Annotated in this window: 18 protein-coding genes; 7 read left to right on the plus strand and 11 right to left on the minus strand. The window is 69.9% G+C overall.

What is annotated here, in order from left to right:
* The first annotated feature begins 169 nt into the window (after positions 1–169).
* The 4 genes from POF73_RS40245 (at position 170) to POF73_RS40260 (ending at position 4,236) form a co-directional block, all read left to right on the plus strand.
* Complete coding sequence (locus tag POF73_RS40245; protein WP_272124361.1) at positions 170–1,708, plus strand: MFS transporter; 1,539 nt, start codon at positions 170–172, stop codon at positions 1,706–1,708.
* 78 nt (positions 1,709–1,786) lie between these two features.
* Positions 1,787–3,139, plus strand: a complete 1,353-nt coding sequence (locus tag POF73_RS40250; RefSeq protein WP_272124362.1) for an aldehyde dehydrogenase family protein — start codon at positions 1,787–1,789, stop codon at positions 3,137–3,139.
* Between the two features lie 79 nt (positions 3,140–3,218).
* On the plus strand, positions 3,219–3,608 hold the full coding sequence (locus POF73_RS40255; RefSeq protein WP_272124363.1) for a PPOX class F420-dependent oxidoreductase: 390 nt from the start codon (positions 3,219–3,221) through the stop codon (positions 3,606–3,608).
* A gap of 103 nt (positions 3,609–3,711) precedes the next feature.
* On the plus strand, positions 3,712–4,236 hold the full coding sequence (locus POF73_RS40260) for a hypothetical protein (protein ID WP_272124364.1): 525 nt from the start codon (positions 3,712–3,714) through the stop codon (positions 4,234–4,236).
* Between the two features lie 87 nt (positions 4,237–4,323).
* On the opposite strand, the gene POF73_RS40265 is transcribed toward POF73_RS40260, so the two are convergent.
* The 3 genes from POF73_RS40265 to POF73_RS40275 all read right to left on the minus strand — a co-directional run bounded on the left by POF73_RS40265 (position 4,324) and on the right by POF73_RS40275 (position 6,050).
* Entirely contained in the window at positions 4,324–4,569 is a 246-nt protein-coding gene (locus tag POF73_RS40265; protein ID WP_272124365.1) for a CAP domain-containing protein, read from the minus strand.
* A gap of 49 nt (positions 4,570–4,618) precedes the next feature.
* Positions 4,619–4,981 (minus strand): hypothetical protein, encoded by a 363-nt coding sequence (locus tag POF73_RS40270; protein WP_272124366.1) that lies wholly within the window; start codon positions 4,979–4,981, stop codon positions 4,619–4,621.
* A 61-nt stretch (positions 4,982–5,042) separates the two neighbouring features.
* On the minus strand, positions 5,043–6,050 hold the full coding sequence (locus POF73_RS40275) for an RNA polymerase sigma factor (protein ID WP_272124367.1): 1,008 nt from the start codon (positions 6,048–6,050) through the stop codon (positions 5,043–5,045).
* A gap of 313 nt (positions 6,051–6,363) precedes the next feature.
* Between POF73_RS40275 and POF73_RS40280 the strand changes: the two genes are divergently transcribed.
* Together POF73_RS40280 and POF73_RS40285 are read left to right on the plus strand one after the other, a co-directional pair.
* The gene (locus tag POF73_RS40280; RefSeq protein WP_272124368.1) at positions 6,364–7,137 is read left to right on the plus strand and encodes a hypothetical protein; all 774 of its coding nucleotides are present in this window, start codon (positions 6,364–6,366) and stop codon (positions 7,135–7,137) included.
* On the plus strand, positions 7,134–7,508 hold the full coding sequence (locus POF73_RS40285) for a GntR family transcriptional regulator (protein WP_272124369.1): 375 nt from the start codon (positions 7,134–7,136) through the stop codon (positions 7,506–7,508). Before POF73_RS40280 ends, POF73_RS40285 begins: the two co-directional genes overlap by 4 nt.
* Positions 7,509–7,651: 143 nt before the next feature.
* Here the strand turns inward: POF73_RS40285 and POF73_RS40290 are convergent, their stop codons facing one another.
* Entirely contained in the window at positions 7,652–9,925 is a 2,274-nt protein-coding gene (locus POF73_RS40290) for an MMPL family transporter (protein WP_272124370.1), read from the minus strand.
* 596 nt (positions 9,926–10,521) lie between these two features.
* Here POF73_RS40290 and POF73_RS40295 point away from each other — a divergent pair.
* The gene (locus POF73_RS40295; RefSeq protein WP_272124371.1) at positions 10,522–13,260 is read left to right on the plus strand and encodes a helix-turn-helix transcriptional regulator; all 2,739 of its coding nucleotides are present in this window, start codon (positions 10,522–10,524) and stop codon (positions 13,258–13,260) included.
* Here the strand turns inward: POF73_RS40295 and POF73_RS40300 are convergent.
* The 7 genes from POF73_RS40300 to POF73_RS40330 form a co-directional block, all read right to left on the minus strand.
* Entirely contained in the window at positions 13,211–14,293 is a 1,083-nt protein-coding gene (locus POF73_RS40300) for an XdhC family protein (protein WP_272124372.1), read from the minus strand. The two genes, POF73_RS40295 and POF73_RS40300, sit on opposite strands and share 50 nt — an antisense overlap.
* Positions 14,294–14,297: 4 nt before the next feature.
* Positions 14,298–16,532: a xanthine dehydrogenase family protein molybdopterin-binding subunit gene (locus tag POF73_RS40305; RefSeq protein WP_272124373.1), complete on the minus strand. Its 2,235-nt coding sequence runs from the start codon at positions 16,530–16,532 to the stop codon at positions 14,298–14,300.
* Entirely contained in the window at positions 16,529–17,509 is a 981-nt protein-coding gene (locus tag POF73_RS40310) for an FAD binding domain-containing protein (RefSeq protein ID WP_272124374.1), read from the minus strand. The genes POF73_RS40305 and POF73_RS40310 overlap by 4 nt, the downstream gene beginning before the upstream one ends.
* A gap of 2 nt (positions 17,510–17,511) precedes the next feature.
* Positions 17,512–18,123, minus strand: a complete 612-nt coding sequence (locus POF73_RS40315; protein ID WP_272124375.1) for a (2Fe-2S)-binding protein — start codon at positions 18,121–18,123, stop codon at positions 17,512–17,514.
* A 110-nt stretch (positions 18,124–18,233) separates the two neighbouring features.
* Complete coding sequence (locus tag POF73_RS40320; RefSeq protein WP_272124376.1) at positions 18,234–20,225, minus strand: ricin-type beta-trefoil lectin domain protein; 1,992 nt, start codon at positions 20,223–20,225, stop codon at positions 18,234–18,236.
* A 38-nt stretch (positions 20,226–20,263) separates the two neighbouring features.
* The gene (locus tag POF73_RS40325; protein WP_272124377.1) at positions 20,264–21,976 is read right to left on the minus strand and encodes an RICIN domain-containing protein; all 1,713 of its coding nucleotides are present in this window, start codon (positions 21,974–21,976) and stop codon (positions 20,264–20,266) included.
* A gap of 411 nt (positions 21,977–22,387) precedes the next feature.
* Positions 22,388–24,811 (minus strand): ricin-type beta-trefoil lectin domain protein, encoded by a 2,424-nt coding sequence (locus tag POF73_RS40330; RefSeq protein ID WP_272124378.1) that lies wholly within the window; start codon positions 24,809–24,811, stop codon positions 22,388–22,390.
* Between the last annotated feature and the right edge of the window lie 335 nt (positions 24,812–25,146).

Here is a 25,146-nt window from a genome sequence, read left to right on the forward strand (position 1 = left end):
GTCGGGGACATGCGTCGAGCGTACCGCGAAAAGCTTGAAGCTCCCAACCTTTGACATCCACCAGCTCTTATTGTTTGATGTCCTCAAGCATCGAGTACCTCAATGGTCTCCCCCCTCGACCATCGATGCATCCATCCTTCGGGCACCCCCTTCCACCGGAAAGAAGACCGTGAAGTCCTCCCTTGCCACCGCTCCGGAGCGCCGCACCGGCAGCCTCAGCCTCGTCCTGGTACTGGGCCTCGCCGCCATGGTCGTGTCGATGATGCAGACCCTGGTCATCCCGATCCTCGGCATCATCCAGAACGACCTCGGCGCCACCACGGCTCAGGTCAGCTGGGTCACCACCGCCACGCTGCTGTCGGCCGCGGTCTTCACACCGCTCCTCGGGCGCCTCGGTGACCAGCACGGCACCAAGCCGACGCTGCTCGGAGTGCTGGTGGTGATGGTCGCCGGATCCGTGCTCGCCGCGACCACGAGTTCGATGCTGTGGCTCATCGTGGCCCGCGTGATGCAGGGCGCCGCCACCGCGATCTTCCCGCTCGCGCTGTCCGTACTGCGCGCAGAGGTCCAGCCCGCGCGGCTGCCCGGCGCCATGGCCCTGGTCAGCGGAACCCTCGGGTTCGGCAGCGGCCTCGCCCTGGTGAGCGCCGGACTCCTCTCCCAGGGTGCCAACCCCGACTACCACCAGGTCTTCTGGCTGGCCGCCGCACTGGCCACCGCCGCCCTCATCGCGGTCGCGGTCGCCGTGCCCGCGCCTCGCACCCGGACCGGCGGGCGCACCGACTGGCTCGGCGCCGCCGGCCTCGCCCTCGTGCTCGTCCTGCTCCTGCTGCCCATCTCGCAGGGCCACACCTGGGGCTGGACCTCGGCCCGCACACTCGGCCTCTTCGCCGGCGCTGCCGTCATGACAGTCATCTGGGTCGTGATCGAGCGCAAGGTCCGCGAGCCCCTGGTGGACATGAAGATGTTCGTCCACCGGCCGGTGCTGTTCACCAACGTCGCCGGGCTGCTCGTCGGGTTCGCCATGTTCGCGCAGTTCATCGGCGTCTCCTACCTGGTCCAGACACCCTCCGAGATAGCCGGTTACGGCTTCGGCGCCTCCGTCCTGCGCGCCTCCGTCGTCTACCTGCTGCCCTCCGCCCTCGTCTCGCTGGTCGCCGCCCAGTTCGGAGGCGTGCTGGTCCGCCGCATCGGCGCGCGTCTCACCCTCGCCGTCGGTGCCGCCTTCGGGGTCATCGGTTTCGCCTGGCTGACCCTCGCCCACGACACCACCGCGTCGGTGATCCTGGCCGGCATGGTCGTCGGTATCGCCATCAGCTTCGGCTACGCCGCGATGCCCGCCCTGATCGTGGCCGGCGTGCCGCACCACCAGACCGGCATCGCCAACGGCATCAACTCCATCTCCCGTTCAGCCGGCAGCGCGATCGGCAGCGCGGTCGTCACCTCGCTTCTCGCCTCCAAGACGCTCGACAACCTGCCCGCCGGAGTCCCCGCACTGCCCGCCGAGAGCCAGTACACCTTGACCTTCGCCCTCGCCGGTATGGCGTTCCTGCTGGTCATCGGCGTGGCCATGGTCGGCCTGGCGGTCCGCCGCAGGTCCCTCTCGCCGGCCATCGACACGCTCGCCGCGTCGAGCGATGACGAGACCACTCCCCCCGCGTCGAGCGACGCCGAGACCGCGCCGGCCCGCACGGCCGTCACTGCCTGACCGAGCCACCTGCACGGCGGCGATTCTCCTTCGCCCGGATACCGACCGGCTTTCCCCCTCACCGAACAGGACACGACTGTGACTGACACCAAGGCAGCCTTCACGCTCGACGACACTTTCACCGCCGTCGAAGCCACCGCGCTGGTGGACCGGCTGCGCGCCACCTTCCGCACCGGCCGGACCAAGCCCCTGACCTGGCGTCGGCAGCAGCTGACCCGCCTGCGCGACCTGCTCAACGACAACCGCGCGGCGATAGCCGACGCCCTCTACGCCGACCTGCGCAAGAACCGCGCCGAGGCCGACGCCATGGAGATCGATCTCACGATCGCCGAGATCGACGACTACCTGGAGCGCCTGGAGGAGTGGACCGCCCCTCAGCCCGCCCCCGTGACAATGCCCGGGTTCCCCGGCAGCACCGCCCGCACGGTCTTCGACCCCCTGGGTGTCGCCCTGGTGATCTCGGCGTGGAACTACCCGGTCAACCTGCTGCTCGTGCCCGTCGCGGGCGCGCTCGCCGCCGGCAACGCGGTCGTCATCAAGCCCGCCGACTACGCCGCCCGCACCTCGGCGCTGCTGGCCGAGCTGCTGCCCGCGTACCTCGACACCGACGCGATCGCGGTCGTCGAGGGCGGCGCCCCGGAGACAGGCGCACTGCTGGAGCAGCACTTCGACCACATCTTCTACACCGGCAACGGCACCGTCGGCCGCATCGTGATGACCGCCGCCGCGAAGAACCTCACCCCCGTCGTCCTCGAACTCGGCGGCAAATCACCGGTGTTCGTGGACCAGGACGCCGACATCACCACGGTCGCGCAGCGCCTGGCGCAGACGAAGTTCGCCAACGCCGGACAGACCTGCGTCGCCCCCGACTACGTCCTGACCGACCCGGACACCGCGACCGAACTCCAGGCCGCCCTCGCCGTCACGCTCAAGGGGCTGTTCGGCGAGGACCCGCAAACCTCCGACGCCTACGGACGGGTCATCAACGAGCGGCACTTCGACCGGCTGTCCGCGCTGCTGGGCTCCGGCCGTACCGTCACGGGCGGGCAGACCGACCGCGCGGACAGGTACATCGCCCCGACCGTGCTGGCCGATGTCCGGCCCGACGAGCCCGTGATGCAGGAGGAGATCTTCGGCCCCGTCCTGCCGATCCTGACCGTGGCGGACCTGGACGAGGCGATCGCGTTCATCAACGAGCGCGACAAGCCGCTCGCCCTGTACGCCTTCACCGAGAACAACACCACCAAGCGCCGCCTCGCCGCCGAGACCTCCTCCGGCGGCCTCAACTTCGGCCTGCCGATGCGCCACCTCGCCGTGCCGACCCTCCCCTTCGGCGGCGTCGGCCAGAGCGGCATGGGCAACTACCACGGCCGCTACTCCATCGAGACCTTCAGCCACCGCAAGGCCGTCCTCGACGTCCCGCTGAGCTGAACCGTCCCGGCCCCGGGCGGGCGGTACGCAATCCGGCCCCCCCAACCTCGAACGCAAGAGCAAGGAGCACGAACGCATCATGGACGACACGCTGGAGCAGCTCGGCGCCGGCAAGTACATGCTCGTCACCAGCTACCGCAAGAACGGCACCCCGGTCGCCAGCCCCGTGTGGGTGGTACGCGACGGCGACACGCTGGGCATACGGACCCCAGCCGACTCCTGGAAGGTCAAGAGGATCCGGGCACGCGACGACATCCTCGTCGGCCCGTGCGACCTGCGCGGCAATCCGACGGGTGACCAGGTCCCCGCCACCGCCGAGATCACCGACGAGGCGACCGGGGCCCGCTACCGCAAACTCATCGCCCGCAAGTACGGCATCCTCGGCCGACTCATGATCCTCCAGAGCCGGCTCCAGGGAAGGGACAGCACGCTGGGCATCCGTGTGCGGCTCACTCCCGTTGCGGGATGACGCACCGTCAACTTCCGTATCAGGGGCGTCTTGTCGGACGGCCTCGGTGACTGCCATCAGACCATCACGGCACACAAGAGCGAGCGATCAAGGGGGTCGGATCATGGAGTCAGCGGAGAGTCAGCAGCAGGCGGCACCCGGCACCTTCACCGCCTTCGCCCGCTTCGTACTCTTCGGCGGCGGAGTGGGGCTCGCCTCCAGCTTCGCCGTGGCGGCCCTCGCCTCCTGGATGTACTGGGGCCTGGCCAACGCCCTGATCACCGTGGTTTCCACGCTCCTCGCCACCGAGTTGCATGCCCGCTTCACCTTCGGCGCAGGCGGGCGCGCGACCCGGCGCCAGCATGCGCAGTCGGCCGGGTCCGCGGCGGCCGCGTATGCGGTCACCTCCGTGGCGATGCTCGTCCTTCAGCAACTGGCGGCGGCACCCGGTGTGATGCTTGAACAGGCCGTCTACCTGTCCGCCTCCGCACTCGCCGGAATCGCGCGGTTCGCGGTGCTGCGCCTCGTCGTCTTCACGCGAAGCCGCTCGCAGGTCGCGGCCACAGTCCGCACCGCCCGTCCCGTGCACGCGATCGTGGGCCGCACCGCGGTACCCGCCGGCCCTGTGATGCTGAGCCACGCCGCCTGACCCTTCCGCCGGCGGCCCGCCACACGGAACGGGCGGCCTCGCCGTGGACCGGCGTCCACATCACGCCCCAGCGCGGGACCAGTTCGCCTAGTAGTCGATGTTGAGAGCAGAGATGAGTCCGCTCGGGCCCACGGCACTTCCGGCGCCGGCGTTGCGGGAAGTGGGGTGGGTGAGGGCTGCCTTGTGCCCGGGGCTGTTGAACCAGGCCTCCATCATCTGCTCCGGTGTGGCGGGGGTACTAGGGGACCAGTAGAGGACTTCGTAACCGCAGTGCTCGCTGGGGCCGGGCTGCCGGGCGGCGTTCTTGTCCGCGCACGCCTGGGCGGCTTGCACCTGTTGGGCACTCTCCTTGACGTCGGGCAGTCCCAGCGCACGGCGACGTTCATTGAGCTAGGCGATCAGCTGGGAGGTCAGTGACGGAGCGGTCGGAGTCGTCTTGATGGTCGGTTTCGGGGCTGCGGCACGCGTGGGCGGCGTCGCCTGCCTCGTGGGTTTCACACCGGTCGGCGGCGGACTGGTAGCCGGCGGGGACGACGGCGAGGCCGTGGATTCGGCCGTGGCTGACCTCGTGGGGGATGCGGTCGGCGACGGCGTCGAGGATCGGGAGGCGGACTTGGGCTCCCCCTCGGGGGTGGTGATCGCCCACACCGGCTGGTGCCCGGTGTCCGGTGTCGGTGTCCGGCGACAGGATGGCCATGGCCGCGCCGGCGCCTCCGGCGGTGATCAGTGTGACAGCGGCGGCCACGGCGGCACGACGCCGCTTCGGTATGCGGCGTTGTATGCGCAGGCTCCGGCGCCCGGGCGGATTACCGCTCCCCGCCGCGCCAAGGACGATGGTGTCCGCCCCGACGGCGGGGTACCGGCCGTCGACACCCGGGGCGGCCTCCCCGCTGAGCTGCGCCACCTCGGTAGGGCTGCCCTGATCTGTGTGCACGGCCGGGTCCAAGGGACCGCCTGTACCCGTTCGCATGCCGGTCTCGAAGGCCGCGTTCTGGGTTGGCGAAACCGTCGTCCCCGACGGGCGCGAGCCCCGCGAGGCCGGACAGCGTCCCGGCCGATGCCACCAGCCCCAGACCCACCGGCAACTTCTCGGCGGGCAGCAGGTCGGCCTGCAGGCGCGAGCAAAGCGGACAGTCGCGGGCGTGCCGCGCGATCCGCTTGAGCCACAGCGCCGACGGGACGCCGTCCCAGAGCCCGGTGCCGTCCTCGAGCACCACACAGCGGGGCACCGCGGCCAGCGCCCGCACCACCAGGCGGGCCGTCTCCAACGGGGCCTTCATCCGCTGCACCCGCACCGCGGTGTGCTGCGGCGACAACTGAAGCGCCGTGGCCACCTCGCCCCGGGTCAGCTCGCCCGCGGCCTCCAGCCACCACAGCGCCAGAAGCTCCCGGTCGGCTTCATCCAACCAACGGGTGGCTTCGGCCACCTCCCGCCGCTGTCCCTGAAGCCCCAGCTGGACGATCGTCAGGTTCACGAAGTCCGCGCCGGGGTCGGCCACGTCGTGGAGGTCCTGCAGCCCGGCAACGGCCGGCGCCGCCTGGCTGGTCTGCCAGTGGCTGCGGATCCGGTTCATCGTGATGGCCACCAGCCAGGACCGGAACTGTTCTGGATCGCGCAACGAGCCGAGCCCGCCGAGCGCACGGAGCATGGTCTCCTGCACCACGTCGTCGACGTCGGCGTCCCCGTTCAGTGCCCGGCCCACGATGTTGTACACCAACGGCAGATACGCGGCGACCAGCTCATCCTGTGCCCACAGGGCCCCCTGTCGGGCCGCCTCGACCAACGCGGCGTCGCGTTCCCCACTCGCCACCACGGCTGACCACTTCCTTTCCCGATGCTCGAAGTGCCTTGCCCGTCATAGGGGAGACCTCGGCCCGAGGAGTGGGACAACAACAACGCGCCGCAATCCTGATCCCCGGGCTTGAAGCAGCGGACCGGCCGCTACCCGGGCCGTGCTGTGAACTGCTGGGCATGGCCACTCAGCCAACTTGTATCGAGCTATTGACACAAGATTCCGCCACGGGCATCTTGTACTTACTGCTCGATACAAGTTGGCCCTGCGGCAGGCGGCGTCCGCTGCCACCGATACAGGCCGCGCAGCCGCCACCACCCACTGGGGTCTTCACATGCTCGACACCCACCAGCCCGAATCCCGCCCCCGAGCCCACGCCGACCGCTACGCCCGCTGGGCCGGTCTGGCTGTCGGCGTCGTGGCCGCACCGCTATGGGCCACCGTAGACATCACCAAGTACCCGCTCAGCGCCTTCGATGCCGGCGTGCCCCTGGTGAGCTTCGCGACCGCTTTCGGCCTGTGCGCGGTGGGCGGCGTCCTGCTCGGCGACGCCCTCACCCCCCTCCCTCGGGAGGCGGTACGCACCGCCAGTCTGACCCCACGCCGGATCCGAGACCACGTGCCGCCCCGGATCACTCTCCTGCTTCTCCTCCAGGCGGTCATCCTTGTCGCGGTGGTGGGTGCGGGGGACGCCTTGGGCACCCAAGACGCCATGCACCGGGCGATCGGGGCCAGGGGCGACGGCTGTGACGGGACCGAACCACCCGTCATCCTCTGGCCCGGCATTCTCGACGGCCGCCAGATCCTCGGCTCTCTCGCCATCGGCACGGTCGCCTGCGCCTTGGCCCTGCGCCGTGTCGCCCGCCGTGCGGGCGACGACCAGCAGCGCCGCGACCGCTCCTCGGCCATCATCGCAGCCTGGGGGGTGCTGGTCTCGATCCAGCTGTCGCTCGTCGTTCTGACGATCCACACGGATCTGATGGGCAGTAACTGCGCCGACATGATGGGCATCTCATCCTTGGCGATCTATCCCCTGGGCCTGCTGTCCCTGATCACCCTGGCATGGTCCCTGTTCGCCGTGGTGGCGCCCCGGGCTGCCCGACGATGACCGCATTCACCGTCCGCGTCGACACCACCAGCCCGGTGCCGCCGTACGACCAGATCCGCGCCCAGCTCGCCGCCCTGATCGTCACCGGCCGACTGACCGAGGACGAGCGTCTGCCGACGGTACGTCAGCTCGCCACCGACCTCGGTCTGGCACCGAGCACCGTGGCCCGCGCCTACCGTGAGCTGGAAGCCGCGAAACTGATCCGTACCCGCCGTGGGGCAGGCACCCGGGTCGCGACACCCCCCTCCAAACCAACCCGCCCCGGTCCGGACCAACTCGCCACATTGGCCCGGGACTTCACCTCAGCCGCCCGCGCGCTCGGCGCCGACACCGAGGCCGTCCTGACCGCCGTCCGCGAGGCCCTGAACTGACGACGGCCGGCCCGCCACCCGCGGCGGCACCACCAGCCCGATCCTCTCCAGCCGGAGAAGCCGTCCGCCCACCGACAGCGCCCCCGGCCCGATGATGTGCTCACCGCACACCGTCATACCGGGGGCCGCCGAGGTCCGAGCACTCAGACGTTCACCAGTCCCTGCTCCTCACCCGGACCCGCACCCTTCACATCGCCCGAGCCGGGCGAGCCCGACGAGCGGGCCCAGTCAGCCTGCGTCCGCAGCGCCTCCCCCTCGACATCCACGTTCGGCAGCACCCGGTCCAGCCACTTCGGCAGCCACCACGCCTTCTTGCCGAGCAGAGCCAGCACGGCCGGGACGATCGCCATCCGCACGATGAACGCGTCGAAGAAGACCGCGATCGCCAGTCCGAAGCCGATCATCTTGACCATCGCCTCGCTGGAGCCGACGAATCCCGCGAACACCGCGATCATGATCACCGCCGCGGCCGTCACGACCCGTGCCCCGTGGTTGAAGCCGGTCACCACGGCCTGGCTCGGCTTCTCGCCATGGATGTACGCCTCTCGCATCCGGGTCACGAGGAACACCTCGTAATCCATCGCGAGGCCGAAGACCACACCGATCAGGAAGATCGGCATGATCGCCACGATGGGGCGGGTCTCGTCGACGCCCACGAGGTCGGCCATCCAGCCCCACTGGAAGACCGCGACCACGGCACCGAGGGCCGCCATCACGCTCAGCAGGAAGCCGAGGGCTGCCTTCAGCGGGACGAGGATCGAGCGGAAGACCACGATCAGCAGCAGGAACGCCAGGCCCACGACCAGGGCCAGGTACGGCATCAGCGCGTCGTTCAGCTTCTGCGCGACGTCGATGTTCATGGCTGTGGTACCGGTGACCAGTACCTCCGCGTCCGTGTCGGCCTTGATGTCCGTGCCCGCGTCCCGGATCGCGTACACCAGGTCCTCGGTGGTGATCGCCGACGGCTCGGAGTCCGGGATCACCGTGATCGTGGCCGTGTCGCCCGCCTTGTTGGGGGCGGCCGGCGTCACGGTCGCGACGTTCTCAAGGCCCTTGATGTCGTCGCCGACCTGCTTGAAGGCCGCGTCCGGGTCGTCGCTGGCCTTCGCGTCGACGACGACCACCAGGGGGCCGTTGAAGCCCGGGCCGAAGCCGTCGGACAGCAGGTCGTACGCCCGGCGCTGCGTCGTCGAGGTCGGCAGCGAGCTGTCGTCCCCGATGCCCAGATCCATGGAGGTGGTGGGGATGGCGGCGGCGCCGAGGCCGACGATGCCGAGGAGCAGTACGGCGATCGGACGGCGTACGACGAACCTCGCCCAGCGCGTGCCCATGTTGGGCTTGGGCTCGGCCTTGGACGAAGCGGCCTTGCGCGCGGCTCGGGCGCCGCCCAGGAACCTGCTCTTCTCGCCCGCCGGCCTGACCCTCCGACCCGCGTAACCGAGCAGCGCGGGGATCATCGTCAGTGCGATGAGGACGGCGATGGCGACCGTGCCCGCGGCCGCGACACCCATCTTCGTCAGCATCGGCATGTTGACGACGGACAGGCCCACCAGCGCGATCACGACCGTGAGACCGGCGAACACCACCGCCGAGCCCGCGGTGCCGACGGCCCGGCCGGCCGCCTCCTCGCGCTCGCGGCCCTCGGCCAGTTCGGTCCGATAGCGGGAGAGGACGAACAGGGCGTAGTCGACGCCGACCGCCAAGCCGATCATCGAGGCCAGCGTCGACGTCGTCGAACCCAGGTCGAGGGCGCTGGCGAGGGCGGTGATCGCCGAGACTCCGATGCCGACGCCGATGAGGGCCGTCAGCAGTGGCAGGCCGGCCGCGAGCAGTGAGCCGAAGGTGATGACCAGGACCACAGCGGCGACCGCGATACCGATGATCTCGCCGGCGCCGGTCTCCGGCTGCGCCTGGAGTGCGTCTCCGCCGACCTCCACGGTCAGCCCGGCGTCCCGCGCGTGCTGCGCGGCATCCTCCAGGGCTTCCCGGGTGCCGTCCTGCAGTTCCATGCCGGGGACCTTGTACTTGACCGACGCGTAGGCGATCATGCCGTCCTTGCTGACGGCGTCGGCCTTGTACGGGTCGGCGACGGAGGCGACCTCGGAGCCTTCGCCCAACTCGTCGACGGTCTTCTGCGCGGCGTCCCTGTTGGCGGCGTCCGTCATCTTCTCGCCGGCGGGTGCCTTGAAGACGACGCGGGCGTTGCCGCCGTCGGCGCTCATCCCGGGGAAGCGCTGTTCCAGCAGGTCGAAGGCCTTCTGGGCCTCGGTGCCGGGGACGGAGAAGGACGTGTTGCTCGCCGCGGGGGCGCTGGCCGCGGCGAAGCCCGCGAGCGTCAGCAGTGCCACCCATATGAGGGCGACGAAATGCCGTCGCCTGAAGGCGAGTCGGCCGAGTCTGTAGAGAAACGTGGCCACGAGGGCGTACTCCCGGTCATGTCGTGGGTCGTGGGTTCTTCGGGGCAGCGGTGATCAGCCCGGCGGGGAGGCAGGGTTGATCGGCCCTACGACGTGGGCGGTTCACGTCAGGGCTGAGTGCGGGCCTTGTCAGGCGGTGGTTGAGCCGAGGGTTCGGGGAGGACCACGGCGTCGATATGCGTAGGGAGGAAGTCCTGCGTCGGCGGCTGTTCGTCGATCAGCGTGCGGGCGGCGATCGCAGAGGGAGGCGCGCAGCCCACAAGACTCTGTCTGAGGTGATCAGGCTGATCCGGTCAGGCAGCCGGCTTCGACGGAGGCTCGTGTGAGACCTGCCACCACGACGACGGGTAAGTCTGCCCTGGAGCGGATTGGTGTCATGGAAGTTCTTCATCCCTGTTCGACGTGCACCGGCGCTTCGCGAGAGTCCTACAGCTGGAGGCGGACCCGCCCGGACAGCCCAGAGGGCCATCCCTGCAGAAAGACCGGTCGTTCTACTATGTGACCATAGCCTCCCTGGGATCCTCGCGCCACACACATCGACCCAATTGAGGCGTTCCTCACCCCCCACCACTGACACAGAGAGGTAGCCTCACCGCATGCTCCACGGGCGGCAAAAGGAACTCCACGCACTGAGCCGGCTTGTCGCGGAGGCCAGTGCTGGCCAGGGCGGAGCGCTGATCGTGGAGGGGGACGCCGGGGTCGGCAAGACCGCGTTGCTACGGCGCACTGTTGCCGCCGCCGGCAGCGGCACGCACGTACTGACCTGCTCGGGCGTCCAGGCCGAAGTCGCCCTGGCCTTCGGCGGATTACAGCGGCTGGTGACACCGCTGCTCGACCGGCTGCCGGAGCTGCCGGACGATCAAGTCGCCGCGCTGCGCAGCGCGTTGGGCCTGTCCACCGCGCCCGCCACGGATCTGATGGTCCGTACGGCCGTGCTGTCCCTGTTGGACCGGGCCGCGGCGCGCACCCCCCTGCTGCTTGTCGCGGACGATCTGCACTGGCTCGACCCGGCCACCGCCGGTGTGCTGCTCTACGCCGCCCGCCGCCTCGAAGGCCGCCCCATCGCCTTCCTCGCCGCCGTCCGCGAAGCCGGAGAGGCCATTCGGGACCTGCCGCGGCTCACGCTCCGCGGGCTCACCCCGGACGCCGCGTCCGCCCTCCTCGACGAGCACGGCTGGGGGACTCCGGGTCCGGCCAGGCGCGCCGTCGCCGACGCCGTGGGAGGCAACCCGCTGGCGTTGCAGGAACTGGTACGGCTCGGCAGTCCGGCGGAGGTCGCGGAGAAGGTCGTACTCACCGGAACTGCCCCGCTCAGCCTGCGTCTTCGCGAGGTCTTCGCCGAACGCACCCGCGAACTGCCCGAATCGGCCCGCACCCTCCTGCTGGTGGCGGCAGCGGAGGACAGCGGCCGCACCGGCATCGTGCTCGCCGCAGCCCGGCGGCTGGCGGTCGACGAGCAGGCACTGGACGTCGTGGAGGCCGCGGGGCACCTGGAGGAAGTGTCGGGCGGCCGACTGAGGTTCCCGCATCCGCTCGTACGGGCCGCGGTGTATGCCGACGCCTCTGCTCGCCGGCGTGCGCTCGCGCATCGCGCCCTCGCCGACGAGTTGGCGACGCGACACCCGGAGGGCGGGCAGCACGAACGGGCCGTGTGGCATCGCGCGCTGGCGGCCACCGGCCCCGACGAGCAACTGGCCGAAGCACTGGAAGCCGGCGCGGCCACCGTGCGCCGCAGGGGCGGACTCGCCGCGGCCGCGGCCGTACTGCACCGGGCCGCGCTGCTGAGCCCCACGGAACAACAGCACACCAGGCGACTCGCCGCCGCGGCCGAAGCAGCCTGGAAGTCGGGCAACCCTCAGCTGGCCCACCCGCTGCTGAGGGAGGCGCTGTCCCAGCCCGCCGATGCCGGAACTCAGCTGGAACTGGACCGGCTGCGGGGCATGATGGAGCTCTGGGGTGGCGATCAGCAGGCGGCGACGGCCCGGCTGCTGGACAGTGCGGCCGCGCTCATCAACCACTCCCCCGGGCAGGCGGTGACCCTGGCTTTCATGGCGGTGGACGGGGCGCTGCGCGCCGACCGGACGGACGAGGCCCTGCGGGCCGCGCGGCTCATCGAGGCCGCCGGCGGCGAGGACCCCGGGTATGCCCGGTACGGGAGTTGGCTGGCGGACGCGGTCGTCGGCCGTCCCCGGGACGGGCTGACTCCCTGGCAGATCCTCCAGGCCCCGCCGGAGGGCCTCAGCCGCAACGACGCCCACCGCCACGTGTGGCCTGCCGCGCTGAGCAACCTCGGGCCCTCCCCTCGGACGGCCAGGTCCTTCATCCTCGAAGCCTGCGACCGTTTCGCGACGTCCGGGATGCTCGCGGTCCGCGGCCTGCTTCTGTCGTGGCTTGCGGATCTGGAGTACCGGATCGGGCTGTGGCCCGAGTGCGAGGCGCACGCGCAGGAGGGGTTGCGGATGGCCCGGGACGTCGGGCAGCCCGTCCTGGAGGCGGATCTGCTCGCGGTGCTGGCCCTGCTGTCCGCCGGGCGCGGCGAGGCGGCGGATTGCCGCGCGTACGCCGAACGCGCCCAAGCTCTGGCGGTGCCGCAGGGCAACAGGTCGGCGGCGGGCACCGCGCAGTGGGCGCTGGGGCGGCTGTCCCTGGGCGCCGGCGACTACGCGGAAGCCTGTGAACAGCTCGCGGCGCTCGGCGAGTTGGGCTCACCGTTCGCCCACCGCCAGGTGGCCCGGCAGGCCGTCCTCGACGTGGTGGAGGCGCAGGTGCGCGCGGACCGCGGGGAAGCCGCCGAGCAGCCGGCGCGGGCGTTCGAGGAGTGGTCGGAGCGGACCACTCTGGCCTGGCCCGAGCTGTCCCGGCACGCTATCCGCGCCCTGCTCGCGGAGGGCGACGCGGCCGACAAGCACTTCCAGTCGGCCCTTTCGGCTCCGGGCGCGGCGGACGCTCCGCTCGCCCGGGGGCATACGGCACTGCTGTACGGGGAGTGGCTGCGTCGGAACCGGCGTGAGGGCGAGGCCAGAACACAGCTGCGCTCGGCACTGGAGACGCTGGCGGGCCTCGGGGCGCGGGACGAGGCGGACCGCGCCCGCGCCCAGCTGCGCGCTGCGGGAGGTGCGCCACGTCGGCGGGGCGGCGATCCGTCGGCTCGGCTGACGGTCCAGGAACTGCAGGTCGCCCGGCTGGCGGCGGAGGGGCTGAGCAACCGGGAGATCGGCGCGCGGCTCTCCTTGAGCCCGCGCACCGTCGGCTACCACCTGTACAAGGTGTTCCCCAAGCTGGGCATCAGCAGCCGCTCCCAACTGCGCGACGCGGACCTGGATGCCGTTGGCTGACCCGTACGGCGACGAGCTGGGCCGCGATCGCCGTGGCGACCTCGGCCGGGGAGCGGCCGCCGAGGGGCAGGCCGATCGGCGAGTGGATCGCCGCGAGTCCCGCCTCGTCGAGTCCGGCGTCGCGCAACCGTCCGCTCCGGTCCCGGACCGTCGCCGCCGAACCGGTCGCGCCCAGGTATCCGACGCCCGCCTCGGCGGCTTCCAGCAGCGCCGGCACGTCGACCCGCGCGTCGTGCGTGAGCACCACGACGGCGGAGCGGCCGTCGAGCCTGCCTTCGCCGCGCAGGGTGCGCAGTCCCGTCTGCGGCAGCCCGGGCAGCACCTCCACACCGGCGTGCCGTGCCTGCGCCGCGAACACCGGGCGGTGCTCCAGAACGACCGGCCGGTAGCCGAGCTCGGCGCCGATCCGGGCCAGGGGCCCGGCCACCGGCGTCCAGGTGACGATCGCCAGCAGCGGCGGCGCGGGGTGTGCGGCGACGAAGACGTCCGGATGTGGACCGGTGCTGAGAACCGCGGTACCGCCTTCCGGTAGCAGAAGCCGCGCCGTCGCCTCGGCATCGCGGTCCGCCTCGCCCGTGCCGAGGCTGCCCTCCCAGCCGCCGTCGGGCAGCACGACCAGGTGCGAGGAGCCGGTGTCGTACAGCCGTACGGCGTGCGCGACGGGGCGCCCGGCCCGGACGGCTTCGGCCAGGGCGGGCAGCCACCGAGCGCCGTCCGCCGGCACCGGCTCGGTCCAGACCGTGACCGTGCCCCCGCAGGTCAGGCCGACGTCGAACGGTCCGCTGTCGGGGCCGGCGGGACCGTAGCGGCGCAGCACCGGGCGGCCGTCGCCCAGCACTTCCTGCGCGGTCGCGGCGACATCGGAGTCGACGCAGCCGCCGCTGATCGCGCCGAGGACCGTGCCTTCGCCGTCGACGGCCATCGCCGTGCCGACCGGGAACGGTGTGCTGCCGGCCGCGTCGACGAGGGTGGCCAGGGCGAACGGCCGGGACTCGCGCCACCACCCCGCCAGCTGCGGCAGTATGTCGAGCACTACGTCACCCCACCAGCTTGTCGGGGGTGATGGGCAGGTCGGTGATCCGTTTGCCGGTGGCGTGGTGAACGGCGTTGGCGATGGCCGCGGCGACGCCCACCGAGACCACCTCGCCCATGCCCTTGCTACCGTGCGGGTGCGCGATGGTGTCGGGCTCGTCGATGAACAGCACCTCGATGTCGGGGACATCGGCGTTGACCGGGATGTGGTAGTCGGTGAGCGCGGAGTCGATGTACCGGCCGGAGACCGGATCGGGCGTCAGCTTCTCCATCAGCGCCCAGCCCATGCCGAACACGATGCCGCCCTGGGCCTGGTTCCTGGCCGCCTTGTGGTTGGTGATCCGGCCGACGTCGAAGACCGCCACGTGCCGGGTGACACGGACCCTCGGCAGGTCCGGCTCGATCCGCACCTCGGTGAAGTGCGCGCCGAAGGTGGCCACGGAGTGGGTGGTCCGGGGGGTGTAGCTGGCTTCGGCCACCACCGGCTTGCCGCCGTGGCGGGCCAGCAGGGCACGGTAAGTCTCCCCGCGCCTGGTGTCGTCCCGGTGGAACAGCCTCCCGTCGGCCGCCTCGACCTCGCCGTCCGCCAGCCCGTGCAGGGGCGAGTCCGGGTCGGTGACGGCCATCCGTACCGCGTCCTTGCGGGCCTTCCCGGCGGCGAGGTGGACGGCGGAGCCGGTGTAGCCCGTGGTGCGCGAGCCTGCGTTGCCCGCGGTCCTGGGCAGGTTGGTGTCGCCCGCGCGGACCGACACCCTGCCCAGGGGCACGCCGGTGCCCGCCGCCGTGATCTGGGCGACGAGGGTGAGGGCACCGGTGCCGATCTCCTGCGTGGCGGTGCGCACTTGAGCCGTTCCGTCGGCGCGGATCTCCACCTCGGCCCGCGCCTGGTCGGGGATTTCGCCGCGTACGGCGGTGGCCATGCCGTAGCCCACCAGTTCGCCGCCGTCGCGCATCGAGCGGGGTTCGGTCGTGCGCCGGGACCATCCGAAGCGCTCGGCTCCCAACTCGTAGGCCTGGAGGAGGTGTTTGGCGCTCCACGGCTTGCCGGTCAGCGGATCCGAGGTGAGGTGGTTGCGGCGGCGCAGCTCCAGTGGATCCATGCCGAGGCGGTAGGACAGTTCGTCCATGGCGCTCTCCAGGGCGAAGGAGCCGGGGGCGTCGCCCGGGGAGCGGAGGCTGATGGAGGGGCCGATGTTCACCTTGGCGATCTTCGCGTCCATGGCCAGGACCGGCGCGGCGTACGAGCCCGCGGTGGAGACGATGGCGGGCTCGGGCCGGTCGCCGCGCACCTCGGTAGCGTTCACCGTGTCGTGGAGGATCACGGCGAGTTTGCCCTCGCTGCTGGCTCCGAGCCGGATGCGCTGAACGATCGGCGGCTGGTGGCCCGACGAAGTGAACACCTGCTTGCGGCTGAGCACGAGTTTGACGGGGCGTCGGACCACGTTGGCCGCGTGCGCCGCGAGCAGGGAGTGCCCCCACACGTCGGTCTTGTTGCCGAACGCCCCGCCGACCAGCGGGGACAGCACCCGGACGCGTTCCGGCGGCAGCCCGAACACGGCGGCCACGACCTCCCGGTGGCCGTGCACGTCCTGGCTGCAGTCGTTCAGCGTGAGCGTGCCACCCGACCACTCGGCGACCACGGCGCCCGGCTCCAGCGGCACGTGGCTGAAGTGCGGCACCCGATAGGTGGCGTCGGTACGCACATCCGCACCGGCCAGTGCCGCCTGCGGGTCGGCGCCCGGCGGGAGCACCAGGTGCTGTGGCCACGGCGGGCGGACGAGGCGCCCGCTCGCGGTGTAGGCGTCGGGCAACGCCTCGTCGATCGTGGGCACGGGCTTGTGCTCTTCGTAGTCGATGTCCACGAGTGACGCCGCGTGCTGGGCCTGCTCCAGGCTCTTGGCGACGACGATCGCGAGGTGCTGCCCGTAGTAGGTGATCTTGTCGTCGGCGAGCGGGAAGCGATTTTCGAGATAGCCACTATCGGCGGGGGTGCCCCGCCAGGGCATCCGGTCGCGGTGGGTGATGACGGTGAGCACGCCGGGCGCGGACAGGGCCCGTCCGGTGTCGATACGGCGCACCCGGCCCGCGGAGATCGTGCTCGTGATGACGATGGCGTGCACCATGCCCCGCAGGCGCACGTCCGCGGTGTATCGGGCCGAGCCCGTGACCTTGTCGCGCGCCTCGACGCGGTTGACCGGCGCGCCGAGCCCGGATTCGGGAACCTCGGTCCTGAATGTCATCGCGCACCTCCGAGTTCGGTGAGGGCCCGCCGCACGACCGCTTGGGCCAGGTTCACCTTGTACTTGTTGTCGGGGCGCGGGGCCGCGCCACTGGTCGCCGCGCGGGCGGCCGCGTCGATGGCGTCCTTGCCGAAGGGCCGGCCGAGCAGGGCGTGCTCCGCCGCCCTCGCACGCCAGGGCTTGGGCGCGACGCCACCCAGCGCGATCCGGGCCGAGCGGACCGTGCCGCCGCGCACCTCCACAGCGACGGCGGCGGACGCCAACGCGAAGGCGTACGAGGCGCGTTCGCGGAACTTGACGTAGTGGGAGTGTGCCGAGGAGGCACGGCCCGGCAGCTCGACCGCGAGGATGATCTCGTCGTCGCGCAGCATGACTTCGCGCTCGGGTGTGCGGCCCGGCAACCGGTGGAAGTCGTCGATCGGGACACGCCGCTGTCCACGGGGGCCCCGGACGACGATCTCGGCGTCGAGTGCCTGGAGCGCCACGGCGCAGTCGGACGGATGGACGGCGATGCAGGAGCCGCTGGTGCCCAGGATGGCATGTCGGCTGCTGTCACCCTCCAGCGCCGCGCAGCCGGAGTCCGGCTCGCGGCGGTTGCAGGCGAACTCCGGCTGCCGGTAGTAGGGGCAGCGCACCCGCTGCAGGAGGTTGCCGCCGAAGGTGGCACGGTTGCGGATCTGCGGGGACGCGCCCGAGCGCAACGCCTCGACAAGGACGGGGAAACCCCGCACGATCCGCGGGTCGTCAATGGCATTGCGGCACAGTGCGCCGATGCGCAGTCCACCGTTCGCCAGGTCGGTGATCTCGTCGAGGGCGAGCCCGTTGAGGTCGATGAGGTGGCTCGGCCGCCGGATGCCGTCGCGCATCAGCGTGGTCAGATCGGTGGCGCCGGCGATCACCTCGGCCTCGGGGTGACGGGCGAGAAGACCGACCGCCTCGCCGACGCTGCGTGCGCGAACGTACTTGAAGGGCTCCACGGCTACCGCCCCTTCGCCATCGTTGCCGAGGCCGACGTGATCGCGTCCCTGATGTTGCAGTAGGCCGCGCACCGGCACAGGTTGCCGCTCATGGCTTCGGGGATACGGTCCTTGGTGATCCCCGGCTCCTCGCCCTCAAGCAGCGCGACAGCCGACATGATCTGCCCGGAGGTGCAGAAGCCGCACTGGAACGCGTCGTGGTCCATGAAGGCCTGCTGCACGGGGTGCAGGCGGTCGCCGTCGGCGATGCCTTCGACGGTGGTGACCTCCTGCCCGTCGTGCAGGACCGCGAAGGTGAGGCACGACAGGACGCGCTGTCCGTCGAGGTGCACGGTGCACGCCCCGCACGCCCCCTGGTTGCAGCCCTTCTTGGGGCCGGTGACGCCGACCTCGTCCCGCAGGGTGTCGAGGAGGCTGCTGCGCGGGTCGACGGCGAGCTTCAGGCGCTCGCCGTTGACGGTGAGGGAGACCTGTCGCATCGCTTCGGCGGCAGCGGGCGTGCCCTCCGCCGGTGCCGCAGACAGATACGAACCGGCCGCGACAGCGGCTCCGACGGCCAGCCCACCGCCGACCACGACGCGGCGACTGGGATGAGAGGACACCTCGTCCGGCATGGAGTGCCCTGCCTTTCTGTTCGGGTCTTCAGCCTCCGTCCCGGTGGTTCCGGTTACATCTGTCACTTCGACTGGTCTCGTGGCCCCGCCGCCCCTTGAGGTGGGCGAGGTCAAGAGAGGGTCCATTTCTGGCTGGCCTGGCCCTTGCACTGCCACCGGATCAGCTGGGTGCCGTTGGCGGTTGCCGCACCAGAGGCATCCAGGCACTTGCCGTTGAGGTCGGTGATGGTGCCGTCCGAGTGGACGGTCCACTTCTGGTTGGTGCCGCCGTGGCAGTCCCAGATGACCACCTTGTCGTCCTCGTTGTCGTCTACGGCGTCGAGGCACTTGTCGCCGTAGACGACGAGTTCGCCGCGCGAGGTCTGCTGGAAGGTCTGGTTGCGTCCGCCGGAGCAGTCCCACAACTGTGGCTTGGTGCCGTTGATGTGGGCGTTCCTATCGATGTCCACACAGCGGTCGGATACGGCGCCGACGAGGGCCGCGCCATCGGTGCCGGGGATGCCCTGGACGCGGAGGGCGTCGATGTCGGGGGTAGTGCTGCCGGAGACCGCCGCGAATCTGACTGTGTTCGCCCCCTTGGCCAGGTGCGCGAGCAGGGAGACGGTCCGATAGGTGGTGGCCGAGCCGGTGGGCGGGAAGGCCACGACGTACTTGTACTGGTTGTTGACCTGGATGGTGGCCTTGCGGGCGGTGCTGCCGCCGTTGGCATAGGTGATGTCGACGAGCTTGGTGCCCGCCGTGGAGGCGGTGACATTACTGAAGGTCGGAGTGGTGGCGGTGGTGGTGTCCTCGTAGGTGCTGCCTGAGGCCTCGGTGCCGGAAACGGTCAGCAGAACCGCGTCGTTCGCCGGGACCGAGGTGGTGTAGCTGGTCGCGAACGATCCGGCGTCGGTGCGGGTCCAGGCGTTGCGCACGGTGGCGGAGTCCGGGTTCAGGCCAAGGTCGGCCCAGCGGACGGTGATGTTCGCGGCGGAGCCGGTGCGGTTGAACAGCATGACCGCGCGCTTGCCGGTGCCGGAGAGCACCTTGCCGTAGGCCTGCAGGCCCCTGGTGTCCTCGGCGACCTTGACGCCCTGCAGGCCGCGCGGGTCCTGGTTGACGGCGAGAACCTCGGGGTTGGTGAGAATGTCGCGGGTCTCCGCGCTCATGGTGGCGACGTTGTTGCCGGCCAGCAGCGGGGCGCCGGCGATCGACCACAGGCTCATGTGCAGCCGGTTGCGGGCGGCGGTCATTCCGTTCAGGCCGACCATCAGCATGTCGGGGTCGTCGTAGTACCCGGTGTGCTGGGCCGCGGGCTGGAGGGCCTCGTCGAAGTTGTAGTACATCTTGGTCAGCTGCGGGGTCTCGTCCTTCTGCAGGATGTCGACGCTGGTGCGCCACAGGTCGCCGTATCCCGGCGCCCAGTTCCACGGCCGTCCGGAGCCCCACTCGCAGAACGACAGCACCAGCTTGCGACCGGTCACGGCCGAGGCGGCCTCGTTGGCGGCGGCGATCTGCTTGTACGTCGTCTCCTGGTCCAGGCCCTCCACACGGCCGCCGCAGAAGTCGATCTTCACGTAGTCGAAGCCCCAGCGCTGGAAGGTCTCCAGGTCCTGCTGGTAGTGGCCCTCCATACCGGTGTTGGGCGCCTTGGGCCGGGTGGTGGGGTAGTAGTAGCCGCAGCCGTTCTTGCCCGCATCGGTGTAGATGCCGGCCTTGAGGCCCTTGCTGTGGATGTAGTCGGCGATCGCCTTCATGCCGCCAGGCCACATGTTCTCGTCGACGACGATGTTGCCGTTCGCGTCACGCTGGCCCTGCCACCAGCCGTCGTCGAGGTTGACGTACTTGTAGCCGGCGGCGGCCATGCCGGAGGAGACCAGGGCATCGGCCTGCTGCTTGATCACGTTGTGGTCGATGCTGCTGAAGAAGCTGTTCCACGACGCCCAGCCCATCGGCGGCGGCGTGACACCTGTCTGATGGGTGCTCACGGCGGCTGGTTGGGCGGACAGAGGCGCCGAAGGCTCCGGCCGGTCGAGCGCGGCCAGGCCGGCGACGGCGACTACGGCGGCGAGGACCCGGACGGTGATGCGTCTGGTCCAACTTCGTGCGGGGGTGCGGGACATGCGGCTCTCCAGGGCAGGAAGGGGGAAGGAACGCTGACCTACGGCGTGAGCAGGGCGAGGTTCACGGCGTTGGCCATCGCCTGATAGCCGGCGTCGTTGGGGTGCAGTTTGTCGGGGCTGGCGTAGGCGGGATTGAGGGCCTGAGGGTTGCGGGGATCCTGCATGGCCTTGTCGAAGTCGATGACGCCGTCGAAGGCACCGCTGGTGCGGATCCATTGGTTGACGGCTTGGCGGACCTGCTCGCCCTCGGGCGTGTAGTACTGGGCCCCCGCGTAAGGCAGGATCGTGCCGCCGATGATCTTCACGCCGACGGCGTGGGCTTGGTCGATCACGGTCTTCATACCGTTCTGGAGATCCGCGGCGGTCACAGGGCTGGATCCGTTCGGGCCGGTGTTGCTGCCGATGTCGTTGATGCCCTCCAGCAGGATCACGCTTTTGACGTTGGGCTGGCCAAGCACGTCCCGGCCGAACCGGCTCTTGAGGCTTGGGTTGGTCGACCAGGCGTCGGTCAGTACCCGGTTGGAGCCGATGCCGGCGTTCACGACGCCGAGGGCGGGGCCGCCGGAAGCGGAGTTCATGCGCCGGGCGAGGTAGTCGGGCCAGCGGCGGTTGGCACCCCAAGTGGAACCGACGCCGTCGGTGATGGAGTCCCCGACGCACACCACGGTTCCGGTGGCGGTCGAGGAGATGACGTCCAGGCCTTCGAGGAAGTACCAGGACGACTTGTTCGTCGGGTAGTTGCCGAGGCCGTCGTCGGCGACGTGGTTGCCGGAGGCGACCCAGGCCTGCTGCTGTGCCTCATGGTGCCAAGTGGCGGCGGGGGACGTGCCCGACACGTGGAGGCTCACGAGCTGGTTCGTGTCCGCGGCCACGGCCATCGGGATCGGGTCGCTGGCGATGTCCTGCCCGGCGGGGATGGTGACGGAGGCCCTCTTGTCGAAGAGGACGGTGCGATGGGTGCCGGGGACGGCGGTGCCGGGGGCACTGCCTTCCTTGGCAAGGTCGACGGCGTCGATGGTCAGCGGTCCGGTGCCATAGCGGTTGCTGAGTCGGACGCGGAGCTGGGACCCTGCGACGGTGGTGTGTGCGACCATGCGGATGCTTTTGTCGGTGAACGATTCACCGTTTTTCATCAGGCCGGCGGTGTAATTGCCGACCCGTGTGAGCGGGGCGGAGACCGGGGTGAGGGTCCAGCGCTGGTTGTCGCCTCCATTGGACGTCCACTGGATGATCTCGTTTTCGTCTTTGTCCGACGACTGCTTGTTGTCGACGACCAGGCCATTGGCGGCGTTGACAAGGTTGTAGGCGTCGCCGGCGGGCTGGAGCTTCCATTGCTGGTCGCTGGCGCCGTCGCAGGTGTTCTGGACGAGCTGCGGAGTTTCGCTCTGCGGGGCAGGGGTGTCCAGACACAGGCCGCTGTTGGCGCTCCTGATGGTGTAGGCGCCGGAGCTGGTCCGGGTCAGCAACCATTGCTGGTTGGCCCCGTTGTTCGACGTGTATTGGATGACGGGTGCGCCGGGGGCGGTCGAGGCGAGTTTGACGTCCATCAGCTTTTTGCTCGCGCCGTTCGTCAGGGTGTAGACGGTGCCGGAGACGGGGGCTTGTGCCGAGACCGCGTGGGCCGTAGCGCCGGTCCCGGTCAGGGCGCATGCCGCGAGACCCAGGCCGACCGGGACCGCGAGACGTCTTGTTATTCGCATGAGAACCTCTTTCTTGGGTCTTTGCGTGGTGAGGGGCGCGGTGCGGGGCATCCGAAGGTCCGGCAGTCCACCTCGTGCACTGGGACCACGGAGCTCGAAAGAGCGGGGTTCAGTGGGCAGGGCGGGGCTGGCGAACCAAACGGACTTGCCCTCGGCGGGGATTGAGTGGAGGCGGGTGGGGTGGGGTGCGCCGGTCAGGTCCCCAACGGTCGTGTGCCGCTCGTCCATCCGGTCAGCAGGGTCGGCTGTGCGGGGCGGGTCGGTGACGGAGTCGGGGGCGCTGACCACCATGCCGCCTTCGGTGCGTGGCCGCGGACGACCGTCAGCCGCAGACCGAAGGTGTCGATGAGACGGGGGCGTTCCTCGGCCAGGTTCCGGGCAGCGGCAGGGGCGGATGCCGCTGTTGGAGGTGTCGAGGTGGGGCGGAGATCTCCTGGATGACATGGGATCTCCGCCAGCTTCCTAGACGGGGAGCTTCCATTTCTGGTTGTTACCGCCGTTGCAGGTGTAGATCTCAACCTCGACAGGGCTGGTGGCGAACGCCGGGACGTCCAAGCATCGGCCGGACTGTGTGGCGCGGAGGCTGCCGTCGGCCAGCTGCGTCCACTTCTGGTTGTATCCACCGTTGCAGGTGTAGATCTCGACCTTGGTGCCGTTCGTCGTGGCCTTCCTGGGGACATCCAGACAGAAGGTGCCGCCGATCCTGATCGTGTCGTCGGCCGGGTGGTAGGTCCAGGTCTGCGCGAAACTGTTGTTGCACCGGTAGGTCTTCACCCGAGTTGCGTCCTTGAGCTTGCCTTCGGGGAGATCCAGGCACATGTCGGCGATGCCCGAAGGGATGGCGCCGACACGCTTGGGGGTCGGATCGGTCCCGGGCGCGACCGAGAAGGCGTCGAACTGCTGTGTCTCGTATCCGCTCACCGCCGTCGCGTCGACGGAGTCGACCGTGCCCAGGCCGGCGCGGCCGTGAGCGTAGGTCGAGTCGGTGACGCTGCCCAGGACTGTGCCGTCGACCTTGGCGGTGATGGTTGATCCCTGCATGGTCAGGGCGACGGAGTGCCAGCGGTTGGTGCCGAGGGCCGCTGTGGTGCCGCTCTTCAGGGTGGTGAAGTTCGACTCCTTGTCGCTCTTGAGGATCGACCAGGCACCCGTGTCGCTCACCCGCAGACGGTACGCCTCCAGGCCGTTGTTGTTCCTGCCCTGCATGCCCACGCGGCCGAGGAGTTCCACTGCTCCGGGTTGTTCCAGCATGGCGTCCGCGCTGACGGTGTAGTTGCTCCACGCGTCGTCGCCCATGAAGGTGTACGGCGCGTAGTACTTCTCCCCGGTCCAGCGGATCGGCTTTGCCGTGGCCATCTGACGCAGACACGTGCCCCCGCGTCCGCCACCGCAGGTCACGGTCTCGAAGGCGCCGTTCATGTCCGTGAAGTACTTCGGAGACTCGGTGATGCCCGGCGTCTCGAAGTCGTTGTACTGCGGCAGGCTCAGCGAGCCGACCGCCGGCGCCGTCGTCGAGGCCTTGCCTCCCCCGGCCTTCGTGGTCAGCGTGTAGACGCGACCGGGCTGCAGTGTCACGGTGTACTTGCCGTCGGAGGGGGTGACATCGGTGGTGTGCGTGAAGTTGTCATCACCGTACGAACTGTCCGAGTTCGTGTCGACGTTCGTGGCCCACACGTGAACCTGACCCGTTGACAGCCCGCCGGTGACCTGGACATCCAGCGTCTGCGGGGCGGTGGCCTGCGTCGTCTCGATGATCGTGCTGTAGTTGCCACCCTCGGGTGCTCGCAGCGTCACATAGCTGCCGTTGGAACGGTCACCACCCAGATAGCCACTGGCGGAATCCTGGTACCTCCATCCGACCTCTGTGAACTGTGTCGTGTGGCCCATGACCCAGGCGGTCTTGCCGACCCGGTAGTGGCCCGACCAGGGCTGGTTGGCCGAGACGTGCCCATTGAAGGCGAAGTAGGTGTTCGGGTAGAGCGCACCCATCAGCGGCCAGTTGTAGTACGAGGTCATCCGACCGTCGATGTAGTCCCGGTTGAGGGCCCGCGCCACGTTCGCGGCGCCCGCCTCCGTGTCCTGTGATCCGTTCTCGCTGGCCCACAGTCGCTTTCCCATGTTCTGGGCCTTCTGGTTGCGGTTCCAGTCGGACAAGGGATCTGTTGTGTTGTACTCGGGGCAGGCGGTGGTCGCGTGGTTGTTGCCGATGGCTGCCCCGCCCGAGTAGCCGCACGGGTAGTGCACGCCGATGGCGTCCACCGCCTCCCGGAACGCCGCGTTTCTCTCCATCTCGTCGACGACATCCCAGTTGTGCTCAGCTGCCACGACCTTGGTCGCGTAGCCCTTCGACCTGAGGGCGTTCTTGAGGTCGACGAACCACCAGGCCTTCCACCCCCGCTCGTTCCAGCCGCCGAGATAGTCGATCTCCAGGTTGTTCTGCTTTGCGCAGTCCATCCAGCGCATCAGGTAGTCGATCGTGTCCTTGGTCCAGAAGTCCCCGCCGCCGACCCAGCCCGGTGCGCCCCAAGCCAGGGCGGAGAACGTGATGTTCGGGTTTCGGGCCTGGGCCTCGCGGGCCAGCCACCACTCATAGCCGGCGTCGCAGTCCGCCTTGCCCCTGGTGTGCTCGTGGCTGGGTTCGGCGCCGTCGGTGGAGTTGGTGTCCCCTCCGATCTCAAGCTTGAGTGATTGCAGCGAGGCGCCGACGCCGGGCTTGAACAAGTAGTCGAGGATTTCGTTGCGCTGCCGTTCGGGATAGTCGATCAGCAGTCGAGTGTTTCCTCCACCTCCGCTGATCGCGCCGGCTCCGTCGAACACCCGGCCTGGCTTGGTGCCGTCGACGGTGATCGATGTCGAGACTGCGGCGTACGCGCGGGGGGTAGCCACCCCGGATATCACGCTCAGTATCATCGCCATGACTGCGAACAGGGCATAACGGCCCCGGGATATTCGAAGCACGCTGGCTCCTTACGACTTCGAGGGGTTGGGATGCGCATCCGCCCCGATGCCCTGGCCCCCGGCAGCGACGCGGCGCCGTGATGGCAGTCGTCCACTGACGGCAAGGGGGATGAGCGAGGGTTCGGGCCGGGGCGGTGCAGCCATCTGTGGCAGGACTGGCACTCGTACGGCTCGCGGTGTTGGGTCCGGATTTACCTGGGCGTCTTGCATGGCCAGAGGCATGAGCAGGCCCACGGGCTCGACCATCGACAGACCGAAGCCGT

Origin of the sequence: Streptomyces sp. HD (genome assembly GCF_028369295.1) — a bacterium.
Lineage (GTDB): Bacteria > Actinomycetota > Actinomycetes > Streptomycetales > Streptomycetaceae > Streptomyces.

Bases quoted from the DNA above. Each gene is read 5' to 3' on its own strand.
- POF73_RS40285 (WP_272124369.1), top strand. From the start codon at position 7,134: ATGACCGCATTCACCGTCCGCGTCGACACCACCAGCCCGGTGCCGCCG.
- POF73_RS40325 (WP_272124377.1), bottom strand. From the start codon at position 21,976: ATGCCCCGCACCGCGCCCCTCACCACGCAAAGACCCAAGAAAGAGGTT.
- POF73_RS40320 (WP_272124376.1), bottom strand. From the start codon at position 20,225: ATGTCCCGCACCCCCGCACGAAGTTGGACCAGACGCATCACCGTCCGG.
- POF73_RS40305 (WP_272124373.1), bottom strand. From the start codon at position 16,532: ATGACATTCAGGACCGAGGTTCCCGAATCCGGGCTCGGCGCGCCGGTC.
- POF73_RS40280 (WP_272124368.1), top strand. From the start codon at position 6,364: ATGCTCGACACCCACCAGCCCGAATCCCGCCCCCGAGCCCACGCCGAC.
- POF73_RS40260 (WP_272124364.1), top strand. From the start codon at position 3,712: ATGGAGTCAGCGGAGAGTCAGCAGCAGGCGGCACCCGGCACCTTCACC.
- POF73_RS40295 (WP_272124371.1), top strand. From the start codon at position 10,522: ATGCTCCACGGGCGGCAAAAGGAACTCCACGCACTGAGCCGGCTTGTC.
- POF73_RS40315 (WP_272124375.1), bottom strand. From the start codon at position 18,123: ATGCCGGACGAGGTGTCCTCTCATCCCAGTCGCCGCGTCGTGGTCGGC.
- POF73_RS40255 (WP_272124363.1), top strand. From the start codon at position 3,219: ATGGACGACACGCTGGAGCAGCTCGGCGCCGGCAAGTACATGCTCGTC.